Annotated in this window: 8 protein-coding genes, 1 tRNA gene and 1 pseudogene; 4 read left to right on the forward strand and 6 right to left on the reverse strand. The window is 46.7% G+C overall.

Annotated elements, in window-relative coordinates; all coding sequences use genetic code 11:
* Positions 1-3 precede the first annotated feature (3 nt).
* A pseudogene (locus tag C7Y71_RS08930) lies at positions 4-2,255 on the reverse strand (aconitate hydratase).
* A 346-nt stretch (positions 2,256-2,601) separates the two neighbouring features.
* Between C7Y71_RS08930 and C7Y71_RS08935 the strand changes: the two are divergent.
* Entirely contained in the window at positions 2,602-4,758 is a 2,157-nt protein-coding gene (locus C7Y71_RS08935) for an HRDC domain-containing protein (protein WP_193215892.1), read from the forward strand.
* A gap of 111 nt (positions 4,759-4,869) precedes the next feature.
* On the forward strand, positions 4,870-5,784 hold the full coding sequence (locus C7Y71_RS08940) for a glycosyltransferase family protein (protein ID WP_111898182.1): 915 nt from the start codon (positions 4,870-4,872) through the stop codon (positions 5,782-5,784).
* Positions 5,785-5,872: 88 nt separating this feature from the next.
* Here C7Y71_RS08940 and tsaE read toward each other — a convergent pair whose 3' ends face one another.
* Together tsaE and C7Y71_RS08950 are read right to left on the reverse strand one after the other, a co-directional pair.
* On the reverse strand, positions 5,873-6,286 hold the full coding sequence (tsaE, locus tag C7Y71_RS08945; protein ID WP_111898181.1) for a tRNA (adenosine(37)-N6)-threonylcarbamoyltransferase complex ATPase subunit type 1 TsaE: 414 nt from the start codon (positions 6,284-6,286) through the stop codon (positions 5,873-5,875).
* A 309-nt stretch (positions 6,287-6,595) separates the two neighbouring features.
* On the reverse strand, positions 6,596-7,618 hold the full coding sequence (locus tag C7Y71_RS08950) for a helix-turn-helix transcriptional regulator (RefSeq protein WP_111898180.1): 1,023 nt from the start codon (positions 7,616-7,618) through the stop codon (positions 6,596-6,598).
* A 471-nt stretch (positions 7,619-8,089) separates the two neighbouring features.
* Here C7Y71_RS08950 and C7Y71_RS08955 point away from each other — a divergent pair.
* Positions 8,090-8,163 (forward strand) — tRNA-Met (locus C7Y71_RS08955).
* Positions 8,164-8,397: 234 nt separating this feature from the next.
* On the forward strand, positions 8,398-9,921 hold the full coding sequence (locus tag C7Y71_RS08960; RefSeq protein WP_111898179.1) for a TROVE domain-containing protein: 1,524 nt from the start codon (positions 8,398-8,400) through the stop codon (positions 9,919-9,921).
* A gap of 102 nt (positions 9,922-10,023) precedes the next feature.
* Here the strand turns inward: C7Y71_RS08960 and C7Y71_RS08965 are convergent, their stop codons facing one another.
* The 3 genes from C7Y71_RS08965 to C7Y71_RS08975 all read right to left on the reverse strand — a co-directional run bounded on the left by C7Y71_RS08965 (position 10,024) and on the right by C7Y71_RS08975 (position 12,541).
* On the reverse strand, positions 10,024-10,254 hold the full coding sequence (locus tag C7Y71_RS08965) for a hypothetical protein (protein ID WP_146739394.1): 231 nt from the start codon (positions 10,252-10,254) through the stop codon (positions 10,024-10,026).
* Positions 10,255-10,459: 205 nt separating this feature from the next.
* Positions 10,460-10,996, reverse strand: coding sequence for an outer membrane beta-barrel protein (locus tag C7Y71_RS08970; protein WP_111898178.1), 537 nt, complete (start codon positions 10,994-10,996; stop codon positions 10,460-10,462).
* A gap of 63 nt (positions 10,997-11,059) precedes the next feature.
* Positions 11,060-12,541 (reverse strand): succinate CoA transferase, encoded by a 1,482-nt coding sequence (locus C7Y71_RS08975; RefSeq protein WP_111898177.1) that lies wholly within the window; start codon positions 12,539-12,541, stop codon positions 11,060-11,062.
* Positions 12,542-12,550 lie beyond the last annotated feature (9 nt).

Below are 12,550 nucleotides of genomic sequence, written 5' to 3' on the forward strand. Positions count from 1 at the left end.
TTTCTATACTTTTTTACCTGATAATGAATTGAGGGCACTGCCCGCTTTCAGCCAACCTATCTGTTGCTGGTTGTAGGTGTGGCAAACGGAGAATGTCTCCGTCTGTCCGTCGCTGTGAAGAATTCTGACTTGAAGCGTCGTTTCGGGGGTGAAATCTTCTAATCCAACAACCGACAGGCGGTCATCCTGGCGGATACGGTCGTAGTCGGAGGAATTGGCAAAAGTGATTGCCAATATGCCCTGTTTCTTGAGGTTCGTTTCATGAATTCGGGCAAAACTCTTGGCGAGAACTGTCTTAACGTTCAGGAAACGCGGTTCCATTGCTGCATGTTCGCGACTTGAGCCTTCGCCATAATTGTCTTCAGCCACTACGATGCTCGAAATTTTCTGCTGCTTGTAATATGTTGCCACTTCTGAAACAGTGCCGATTTCGCCCGTCAGAACATTGACGACTTCGTTGGTCTTGTCGTTGAAAGTATTGACGGCACCCATCAGTAAGTTGCGGGAAATGTTTTCTAAATGTCCACGATAACGAAGCCAAGGTCCTGCCATGGAAATGTGATCTGTAGTGCATTTTCCCTTGACCTTGATGAGCAAAGTCATGTCGGAATAGTCTCCGATATGGAATTCGGGAAGGGCATGAGTCGCTGCAAGCGTTCGGAGCCCTCGCGGATGATGACTTCTCCTGCATTTGTAGTGGGGGGAGTGTAGCCGGTGGTGTCGTCCACAAAACCATTTACTGGCAGTTCTTCACCATGTGGTATGTCAAGTTTTACGTACTCTCCCTTTTCGTTGAGCAATGTGTCTGTTATAGGATTGAATGACAGTGAGCCGCTGATGAAATAGGCTGCTACCATTTCGGGTGATGCCACAAAAGCATGGGTGTTGGGATTTCCGTCAGCACGTTTGGCAAAGTTGCGGTTGAAACTGGTTACTATCGTGTTACGTCGCTGTGAATCATCGGTAATGCGTTTCCACTGCCCGATGCAAGGTCCGCAGGCATTCGTCATGACAACGGCGCCGCAGTCTTCGAAGAGTTGCATCAGCCCGTCGCGCTGCAGTGTGGCACTGATGCGCTGCGAACCGGGGTTGATAATGAGCGAAGCCTTGGGCTTGAGGTGCTTCTCGCGGATTTGTCTTAGCACTGATGCCACGCGCGCAAGGTCCTGATACGAAGAATTCGTACACGAACCTATCAGTGCCACCTCAACCGTATCGGGCAGGTCGTCCCGCTCCACCTTTTCAGCCATCTCTGCCACCGGACACGCGGCATCCGGTGTAAAGGGTCCGTTAATGTATGGCGAAAGTGTGTCGAGGTCGATTTCAATGACGCGGTCGTAGTATTTTTCTGGATTCTCAAGCACTTCTGCGTCAGCACAGAGAGAGACTGCATTTGCCATGTCTGCAACTTCTGCGCGTCCTGTGCGACGGAGATATTCTGCCATAGTCCTGTCGAAGGGGAAAAGCGATGTCGTGGCACCCACTTCGGCACCCATGTTGCAGATAGTAGCCTTGCCCGTGCACGAGAGGCTTGACACACCCTCGCCAAAGTATTCCAGAATGGCATTGGTTCCACCCTTTACTGTCAGCATTCCTGCAAGTTTCAAGATGACATCCTTGGCGCTTGCCCAACCGTGAAGTCTGCCTTTCAGGTGCACACCAATCACTTTCGGTACCTTCAATTCCCACTCCATGCCTGCCATTACGTCCACGGCATCTGCTCCGCCAACTCCAATGGCTACCATGCCCAAACCGCCGGCATTGGGTGTGTGACTGTCGGTACCTACCATCATACCACCGGGAAAGGCATAGTTTTCCAGTACCACCTGATGGATGATGCCGGCACCGGGTTGCCAGAAACCAATGCCGTATCTTGCTGCTACAGTACGAAGGAAATCATACACCTCGGCATTATATTCTTTTGCCACCGGAAGGTCGTTCGTTACACCTTTATGCGCCTGAATGAGATGGTCGCAGTGCACTGTAGAAGGCACAGCAACATTCTCTCGCCCTGCATTCATAAACTGCAACAGAGCCATCTGTGCCGTTGCGTCTTGCATCGCCACGCGGTCGGGACGGAACGTGGCATAATCCTCACCGCGCATGTATGCACGAACTTTGCCGGCATCGTAAAGGTGGACGTACAATATCTTTTCTGCAAAGGTGAGCGGACGCTGTAATTTCTCACGCACAGCAGAAAGCCGGTCGGAGAAATCAGCATAAAAGATGCGAAGCATGTCTATGTCATAAACCATAGTCTATTCGTTTTATATAAGTAAGAATGACGCATTATCTTGGTCACACAAGTTTTGCAGGCATAATGACAAATGTCCAACAAAAGAGTCTGTTTAATGACAAAATAATCGTCTTTTCATCTAATTTTTTGCAAAATTAAATAAAAATAATGAAAAAACCAACGTTTTGTGCCTCTTTTAAGAAGTATATTTGACAAATAAAAGTAAATTGAAGTAATTTGAAGAAAGGCGAGTTTCATGAAAATAAAAACGCTGGAAGCAAAAGGCTCGTTATGCAAAAAAGTTTAACTTTGTAGGTCTTACAATGAAGGGTAAGACTTCTGCAGTAAAACACTGGGTTATCAAAATGAACAACGAAGAACTGAAAATAGCTGAGCGAGTAGTAAAATACACCAATTCCAACCTGTTTCTTACCGGAAGGGCAGGGACGGGAAAAACCACCTTCCTGCGTCAGATGTGTACTGAATGCAAGAAGCGGAAAGTGGTGCTAGCCCCAACAGGCATAGCCGCCATCAACGCAGGCGGCTCCACCATCCACTCGTTCTTCCAACTGCCTTTTACCCCTTACGTTCCTGGTAGTGTGTTCAAAAAAGAGACATACAATCTGAGGAAACAAAAAATCAAATTGATTAGAAGTCTCGAACTGATTATCATCGACGAGATATCTATGGTTCGTGCAGACTTGCTTGATCACATTGATGCTACACTTCGCCGCATCCGCCATGCCTACGACAAACCTTTCGGCGGTGTGCAGATGCTTATGATTGGCGACTTGCAGCAACTCTCGCCCGTAGCCAAGGAGAGCGAATGGGCTATGCTGCGACCTTATTACGACACACCATATTTCTTCAGCAGTAAAGTCTTCAAGGCGTGTAAGTGTGCCACTATTGAACTAAGGCAGGTTTATCGTCAGAGCGACAGTATGTTTCTGGACCTCCTTGCCCGTGTGCGCGACAATACTGCCGATGTAGCAGTGTTGGCAGAACTCAACAAGCGATACATCCCTAATTTTCAGCCCAAAAAAGAGGATGGATATATCCGTCTCGTAACCCACAATGCAATAGCAGACAATATCAACCAGAAAGAACTCAATAACCTCACGGGAAAAGCCTATACTTACCAAGCAGAAATAGATGGAAAATTCCCGGAGTACTCATATCCTACAGCCGACATCCTCACACTGAAGGAGGGCGCACAGGTGATGTTCGTGAAGAACGACCCTGAACATGCCTACTATAACGGCAGCATAGGAACGGTAACGCGTCTTGACGGAGAGGGCTTTAATGTGCATCTGCAAAGCGGTGGAGATGTGTGTGTTGAGCCCATGGAATGGGAAAATACGAGGTATGTGCTGAATGAAGAGACAAAAGAAATTGAAGAAATCACAGATGGTATGTTCCGGCAATATCCCGTGAAACTGGCTTGGGCAATCACCATCCACAAGAGTCAGGGGCTGACTTTCGACCGCGCCATCATCGATGCCAGACGTGCTTTTTCACACGGACAGACCTACGTGGCGCTCAGCCGTCTGCGCACACTCGAAGGCCTTGTGCTGAGCACTCCTCTTCCTCAGTCTGCTATCATAACAGACTGGAATGTGGTGCAGTTCACACAGACATTGGGACAAAACAAACCTGCAGAGAACGAACTCTCAGACATGGAGCGTGACTATCAGATGGAGTTGCTCGATGACCTCTTCAGCATGGAATCGCTGAAAAAACACCTCAACACTTTTATCCGTCTGCTTGATGAGTTTCATCGACAAATGTACCCTGCAACGTATGCCAATTACAGGAATTGGACAAACGAGACGTTGCCGCAGTTGGAAACTGTTTCGGTGAATTTCCATAAACAGTATGACCGACTGCTCTCGGGAAACGAAACGATAGAACACAACACCCTGCTTCAGGAGCGGCTGCAGAAAGGGGCAGACTACTTCATCGAACCGCTCGCTGCACTTGCAAAAGAACTGTCGGAAACTACACTGAAAACCAACAATAAAGAAGGGCAAAAACGCACGGACGAGACTTACAAAGCATTTACGGAATGGCTCTCCCAACGGCTGAAAATGCTGGCATACGTCAGCAGAGAAGGATTGAAACCGGAGAGTTTTCTGCGCTACAGAGCACTCGTGTTTGCAGGGCTCGATGGCGATGATGATATCGAAAAAACAAGGCAGATGGCGCGTCAAAGGAAAGAACGTATCAAAAAATCCACAAAGAAAATTGCTGATGCATCTGATGACCTGAAATATCCCCAACTATATGAGCAACTGCGTGTATGGCGGTTGGATGAAGCCCGGAAACAGGATGTGCCTGCGTTCGTGATATTTAACAATGCAGAACTTAAGAACATTGCCAAACTTCTTCCTGAAACAAAGGAACAATTAGGAATGATATCAGGAGTGGGGGAGAAAAAACTGGAAATGTATGGCAATACCGTGCTCGAAATCGTCAACAATTTTGTAAAAAACCATAAGATAGACCGCAACTGGGGCGGATAGGCGCTGAACAGGCGTATTTTTATTCTGTAAAACAAGACAAATATAACGCATATTATCAAAATAATTGTAACTTTGCGACAACTAACCAAAACTAAAAAACAATAAAAATCAATGAAACCAACACTTTTCTTGCTCGCAGCAGGTATGGGCAGCCGTTATGGTGGCCTGAAACAACTCGATGGTCTCGGCCCTCACGGTGAAACCATTATGGACTATAGCATCTACGATGCCATAAATGCCGGCTTCGGCAAACTCGTTTTCGTTATCCGCAAGGACTTTGAAGACGACTTCCGCAGAATCGTACTCTCAAAGTATGAGGATCACATCCCTTGCGAAGTGGTGTTTCAGGCACTCGATGCGCTCCCCGAAGGTTTTACCTGTCCTGAAGGACGTACAAAGCCCTGGGGTACGAACCATGCCGTAATGATGGGTCAGACAGCCATCAAAGAGCCGTTTGCCGTGCTCAACTGCGACGACTTCTACGATCGCGATGCTTTCCGCGTAATGGGTAAATTCCTCAGCGAACTCCCCGAAGGCAGCAAAGGAAAATATGCCATGGTGGGCTTCCGTGTGGATAACACGCTCAGCGACAGTGGTACCGTTTCGCGCGGCATCTGCGAAAACGATGAGAACCACTATCTTACCTCTGTTGTGGAGCGCACAAAGATCCAGCGTTTCGATGGCAAGGTGAAATACCTTGACGACGATGGCGAGACATGGGTGGAAATACCCGACACAACACCCGTTTCAATGAACTTTTGGGGTTTCACACCCGACTATTTCGAGTATTCAAACGAATACTTCAAGAAGTTCCTCAGCGACCCGAAGAATATGGAGAACCTCAAGAGCGAATTCTTTATTCCGCTTATGGTGGACGACCTTATCAAGAGAGGTGTTGCCACATGCGAAGTACTCGACACTACATCAAAGTGGTTCGGCGTAACCTATCCGGAAGACCGCCCCGAAGTAGTCGAAAAATTCAAGAAACTACACGAAGAAGGCGTATATCCCGAAAAGATGTTCTAAATAGACAGCATCTTCATCAATAAACAATCAGTCTGCACTTTTTAGTTACGTGCAGACTGATTGTTTTTCTCTACTTGTCCGGTCAGTGTTACAATTCCACCGTCCTGCTACCATCAGCATTCTCCACGATGGAAACACGCACAGCGTCATCGGGCAATAGCGGTTCAATCAGTTCGGGCCATTCTATCAGGCAGATGCTGCCACTATAGAAGTATTCTTCGATGCCCATGTCGTACACTTCCTTCAATGTTTTGATGCGGTAGAAATCGAAATGGAACACCGCTTCGCCATTGTCAGCCCTGCAGTACTCGTTCACTATCGAGAATGTGGGCGAATTAACAGTGTCTTCGATGTGCAACGCAGCACAAATTGCCTTAATCAACGTTGTCTTGCCTGCACCCATCTTGCCATAAAAAGCAAAGACGCAACGTTGGCCCATCGCGCCAACAAACTCTTCCGCAGCGCGCGGCAAAGCCGATATGTCAGGTATTTCTATCTTCATTTCTCAAAAGTCTTTGTTACACTATTTTTTTTGCAAAAGTACATTTTATTTTCGCAATAGTTGGTTTCTATATTATGTTATAGGCGTTTTGCTATCTCTAAAATTACAAAAATAATATAAAATTGTTAATATATGTTAATATGTAGCGAAAAATAGTGCATATTGTTGCATTAGTATTTTGTAAAAACTATATTTGCATCGTGTTTTTCATAGTATTAGATTTAAGGTTAACAGATGGGTTACGGCGGTAACCCAATTTTTTTGTCCAAACTTTTCACCTCCACTATCTCAACTCTCAACTGTCCACTCTCAACTATTCCGGTTCGGTTCTGAATAAAGTTCGAGTGCTCTTTTTATTTTCCTTTTCATCTCGCGTACCACGCCCTTGGGCGACAGTATGCGTATGCCAGGACCGAAACTGAGCATTCTGGAGAAGAATTCCCAATTAGGCTCCACTTTCATGGTGAAAATCATGCTGCCGTCTTCCCTGATTCTTTCTACGACTTTTTGTGAGGGATGGATAGGTTTGGTGGCGATGTATTTGGACTGCTCATTGCTTGCCCAGAAGGTAACCTCGACCGGGTCGCCCCAACGGGTTACGCCGATGATGTCGGCAAAATAGACCTCCGGGTCAAAGTCCGGGTTGTTTTTGTAGGGGATGTCCTCTGCCACTTCTATGGAAATAATCCTGTCGAGGGCGAAATTGAAAAGTTGCCCTTTGTAAGTGGTGCAGAAGAGGAACCACCGGTTGTTGAATTCTTTCAGCAGGTGGGGGTAAACGGTGTATGAGCGCGCCGTGCGTGCTGTGAACGACTGGTATTTCACTATGATGGTATGCTCCTGGGCAATGTGGTTATAGATGGGGTTCAGAAACCTCAGCCCTTTCAGGTCGCTGTTGCGCTCAAAATCTACTATCTTTTTCTTTCCGCGTGCCATTGCCAGATTGTCCTGTAGTCGGCTCACCACGTCCGACATCTCGCTGAAATGGTCGAAGTCCTCAAACTGCCGAAGCAGGTTCACTGCCTCTGTCATTGTCTCGATGTCGTTGTGCGAGAGTGGCAGGTTCATTATGGAATAGTCGCGGTCAGAATATCTGTAATACTTGTGATCATAAACCTCGATGGGTGCATTGTAACCGAGTTTTTCGCTACGCATCATCTGCAAGTCGCCTTGTACCGTGCGCAGGGAGACACCTCGCCTGATGCCTTCAAATTCATACAGGGCATCGGAGCAGGCATCTACCAGGTCTTCTATAGTCCAGCGGCGGTAGGGGTTGCGCAGACAGTTGTCTATCGTCTTATAACGGATGAGGGCATTTTTGTTTACCGGCATAACATCTTTTTTTTTATTTTAAACTGCAATTTTCACGGTTTTCACCTTCAAATTTAGGCATTTCTCCGCAGCCTATTTGCGCAGAGTAAAAATTTTTGCATTTTTTTTGATATTTTTTTGTTTACGCAAATAAGTTGCGGAGTGGCTCTCTTATTTTGCACCCATAAACGACAAAGGTGTTCTTTGAAAGAATGAATAAAGGTGGTGATTGCCGTAGCGAGAGGTTACTTCGTCCATAACGAGCCTTGAGTAAACATTTAATGTTTTAGCTCGTGCTCTTTTATAGAGTGTCGGTTTTTAAGTCCTCTTGCGCATGTTGCATCACTCCTTATATTATAATAAAAGCAAGTGCCGTAGAAAAGAAATACTTCAGTTTGGGGTCGCAGGTTCAAATCCTGTCATAATTCAAGTTATGTAGTTCAGTTAGGTAGAGCAAAAACATCGTCTTTTCTCAAATAGCCTTGCTTTCATAGCGGAGTAGAGCAATTGGTCAGCTTGCAAGTTTCATAAGCTTGAGGTCGTAGGTTCGAATCCTGCCTCCGCAACAATATGCAGAATGCCGTAGGGAAACGGATACTTCGCACCTATAAGGGAGGGTTTTTACTGGTTTTTCTCAAAAATCTTGGCGATACTCCCGACCGTCGCCCGACAGTAGCTTCTGCAAAAAGAAAACGATTGCCGTAGTGCAGGGATACTTCGATGATAATAACAGACTCTTCACGACTGTCGCACCGTTTTCAAAAATATACTAAATGTTTAACAATTAAAATGTAACGAAGATGAAGTACAATTCAATTTTGAATGGACAGGGGGTTGTAAAGAACCATGAGGGTGCCAATGCATACGTCATGACCCCTGAGTTGGAACTCTATTCTGCTGTGGTTACCGCATCGCTCAGCGATACATTCTATGAGAAGCAGGACGAGCGGATGGAACGCATCGAACAGCTTGTACGTCAGGTGTCGCCGGAGTTCGTGGCACGACTCGCGGTATATACACGCACAGAAATGCATCTTCGCAGCATACCACTCTTCTTGCTTGTGGAACTGGCGAAAGTGCACAATGGAGACGACCTCGTGGCAAGGGCAGTGGAGAAGACAGTGCTCCGTGCCGATGAAATTATGGAATTGCTGATGTGCTACCAATGGCGTAATGCCCCTAAGGGTTCCGTCAAGAAACTTGGAAAGTTGTCGCGTCAGATCCAGAACGGTCTCAAGCGAGCGTTCAACCGCTTCGACGAATACCAGTTTGCCAAGTACAACCGCGACAACATCGAGGTAACACTCCGCGACGCCTTGTTCCTCGTTCACCCCAAGGCAAAGGACGAAGAGCAGCAGGCATGGTTCGACAAGATTGTGAATGGCACTCTGAAGACTCCCTACACATGGGAGACCGAACTCTCTGCCCTCGGACAGTCAGGGTTCGAGTCAGAGGAAGAGAAGACAAAGGCTTTCCGCCTGAAGTGGGAAGAACTGATAAACAGCGGTAAGTTGGGCTATATGGCACTGATGCGCAACCTGCGCAATATGCTTCAGTCAGACGTGTCGTTGCTCGAAATGCAGAAGGTGGCAAGCCGTCTTGCTGATGCTGAGCAAGTGGCAAAGTCGAAGCAGTTGCCTTTCCGCTATCTCTCTGCCTATCGCGAGATAAAGGCTGAGAACTCACTTTACACCAGTATGCTGATGGATGCATTGGAAAAGGCTGTGAAGTATTCTGCTAAGAATATCGAAGGTTTCAACGAAAACACAAAGGTGTTGGTGGCTTCCGATGTAAGTGGCTCGATGTATCAGCCTGTCAGCCCACGAAGCACCATCCTATACTATGATATCGGCATCTTGCTCTCCATGCTGATGAAGAGCCGTTGCAAGCAAGTTGTTGCAGGTATCTTCGGTGATGAATGGAAGGTGGTGAACATGCCTGGTGACAGCATCCTGATGGCAACAGGCCAGATGACAAGCATTGCCAACACCGTGGGCTACAGCACCAATGGTTATAAGGTAATTGACTGGCTTATCGAGAAGGGTATCGTCATGGACAAGGTGATGATGTTCACTGATATGCAGATGTGGGACACTCGTGGTAGCAATGAAGCTTTTGAGCAGTCCTGGAAGCAGTACAAGAAGATGGCGCCCAAGGCGCGTCTCTACCTATTCGACCTCGTGGGTTATGGTCAGGCACCTTTACGCGTTGCAAAGCCTGATGTTTACCTCATCGCAGGATGGAGCGACCGTATTTTCAATGTACTTTCTGCCATCGAAGTCGGCGAAGATGCAGTAGCGCTCATCAACAAGGTAGAGGTTTAGACAATCATAGGAAAAATACCATACTATGAATACGCTATAAAAATCGGGAGGGAACGGTGTAATAACCTTTTCCTCCCGATTTCTTTTTATTCTGTTGTGTCGTTATTTATTCGTCTGTTGTGGAGCAGTGGCTGTGAAGTTTGCTGTATTCACGCTTGCATCTACGTTAGGTCCGTGACGGTGATAACGATGTGGGTGTGGGTGAGGACGTGGACCAGGACGATGATAGTAAGGACCATCGTCATACCAAAAGTCCCAACAAGATGTGAGTGCTGTTGCCATACCACCTACAAAGAGCAAGGTGAGTATTCTTGTAGTCCATTTCTTCTTCATGATAGTGATTTTTTAGGTTTGATATTCTGTTTGACTTCTTTATAATGATAAAACTATCTCTACGTAACCCAGTTCTTACGCTGCAACTCTACGTCTTTTGAGTAATTACGTTTTTTTGATATGCAAAAACTGTATAGGTTTAAACACCATGTATTTTTTGCAAAGATATGAAATCTTTTGAAACGGACAAATTTATTGCTCAAACCTAAAACGTTACACCGACACCAAACAAAATGGAGTGGCGTACGTCAGTATGGTCATCACCACCATACATATCCTCATTATTGAAAGTTTTCAGATTGTAGCCTAACTGAAAGTTTAATCCGAAATGCTTGGCAAACATCTTTGTATAGCCTATACCCAGACTGCCTGAAAAGCCAGAGTCGAGTTTACTGCCAAGTGTACTGGACGAATACCCCACGTTTGTAAAAACATAAGTCTCTGGCAGTTGCTTCAAAGCCTTGTATCTCACTGTGGCATAAATGGGTGCTGTTCTGTGGTTGCGGTTGAATTCGCGAGAGAGGGCAATACCTGCACCTGCCGACCAACGCTCAGAAACATCATAGCGCAAAGTCAATCCATAGGAATAGCCGTGTGGATGCCCGCTGTCTTTATAATACGAACTGTGCTCATGCAGTCCTAAATTAAAAGCACCGTCTATATCGACATGAAAACGGCTCTGGCCGTAAATGCTGTTACCAAAGCATAGTGCTACACATAGTAATAAAAATGACCTTTTCATAATTCGTTTTTTTTAAGTTTGTAATTTGAAGTGCAAAGATAAACAATTCTTGCATATAAAGCATCACATCTCAGCCAAACGCATGTCGCCCTTTTCGGCGTATGCCTTGTGGAAGTTGAAACAGGTGTCGAGGTTAATAGGTGTATGTCCTTTTGCTCCTGAACGTAGGTATTTGTGGAGCAAGGGTTTGTAGTCTGGATGTGCGCAATTTTCGATGATTTCTTCAGCACGCTGTATAGGCGATTTGCCTCTCAGGTCGGCTATGCCATATTCTGTGGCAATGACGTTCACGCTGTGTTCGCTATGGTCGAGGTGCGAAACCATTGGCACGATGCTGCTGATGAGTTCGCCCTTGGCTGTGGATGGTGTGGTGAAGATGGAGATGTAAGCATTGCGTGTAAAGTCGCCTGATCCCCCGATACCATTCATTATTCGACTACCCAAAACATGGCTACTGTTCACGTTGCCAAAAATGTCCGCTTCGAGTGCTGTGTTGATGCTGATAATGCCTATTCGCCTGATGATTTCAGGACTGTTGCTGATTTCTGTAGGGCGGAGCACTATGCGTTTCTTGAAGAAGTCTAATGCTGCGAGTATCTCATCGATTTTTTGTGGTGAACAGGTCAACGAACTGCCGCTCGCCATCTTGATACGTCCCCATTTGATGAGGTCCACCACTGCGTCCTGAATTACCTCGGTGTACATCTCGAAGGGCGGGATATAGTCGCTGTTTCCCACGTCCTTGAGTATGGCATTTGCCACATTCCCCACACCCGACTGTATCGGCAGGAAACTCTCGGGTATGCGTCCTGCCTTCATCTCGTTTTCGAGGAAATGCGCCACGTTGGCTGCAATGGCACTGGTCACTTCATCGGTCTCGTTAAATTGGTTTACCTCCGTGTTGTGTTCAGTGATGACTACTGCAACAATCTTCTTCGGGTCCACCTTGATGCAGTCGCGCCCGATGCGGTCGCCAGCATGGTAGAGAGGGATTTCACGGCGATAGGGTGGGTCAGAGAGTTCCACAATGTCGTGAATGCCCCTGAAGGCAGGAGGCACAGCCACGTTGAGTTCGACAATGATTTTCTTTGCCATACGGCAGATGGTAGGAAGTATCCCTACACCGAAAGTAGGCACTATCTCGCCATTGTCGGTGAGTTGACACGCTTCTACTATCGCCACATTAGGTTCGGGCAGAAAACCATAGCGAATATCCTGGGAAGTGGTGGAGAGATGGGTATCAGTATAGTAGGTTTTGTGTGCATTGATATTGGCACGCATATCCTTCACATTTTGATAAGGCATGCGGAATGAAATGGCATTCGCTCTTGCCAAGGCGCCATCCATCTTGTCGCCGGAAGAAGCACCTGAATATACTGCAATTTGGAACGGCTGGCCGGAAGCATGCAACTCTTCAGCACGACGCGCCAAAGCCGAAGGCACTTCCTTCGGGCATCCAGCGGCTGTGAAACCGCTGAAACCTACTGTGTCGCCATGCTGAATTAACAGAGCAGCCTCGTCGGCCGTTACAACGTTATAATTCATTATTTATGC

The sequence above is a fragment of the Pseudoprevotella muciniphila genome (assembly GCF_003265305.2).
GTDB lineage: Bacteria > Bacteroidota > Bacteroidia > Bacteroidales > Bacteroidaceae > Alloprevotella > Alloprevotella muciniphila.

Excerpts from the sequence above, each read along its gene's own strand:
- C7Y71_RS08935 (WP_193215892.1), top strand. The coding sequence starts at position 2,602 with ATGAACAACGAAGAACTGAAAATAGCTGAGCGAGTAGTAAAATACACC.
- C7Y71_RS08940 (WP_111898182.1), top strand. The coding sequence starts at position 4,870 with ATGAAACCAACACTTTTCTTGCTCGCAGCAGGTATGGGCAGCCGTTAT.
- tsaE (WP_111898181.1), bottom strand. The coding sequence starts at position 6,286 with ATGAAGATAGAAATACCTGACATATCGGCTTTGCCGCGCGCTGCGGAA.
- C7Y71_RS08950 (WP_111898180.1), bottom strand. The coding sequence starts at position 7,618 with ATGCCGGTAAACAAAAATGCCCTCATCCGTTATAAGACGATAGACAAC.
- C7Y71_RS08960 (WP_111898179.1), top strand. The coding sequence starts at position 8,398 with ATGAAGTACAATTCAATTTTGAATGGACAGGGGGTTGTAAAGAACCAT.
- C7Y71_RS08965 (WP_146739394.1), bottom strand. The coding sequence starts at position 10,254 with ATGAAGAAGAAATGGACTACAAGAATACTCACCTTGCTCTTTGTAGGT.
- C7Y71_RS08970 (WP_111898178.1), bottom strand. The coding sequence starts at position 10,996 with ATGAAAAGGTCATTTTTATTACTATGTGTAGCACTATGCTTTGGTAAC.
- C7Y71_RS08975 (WP_111898177.1), bottom strand. The coding sequence starts at position 12,541 with ATGAATTATAACGTTGTAACGGCCGACGAGGCTGCTCTGTTAATTCAG.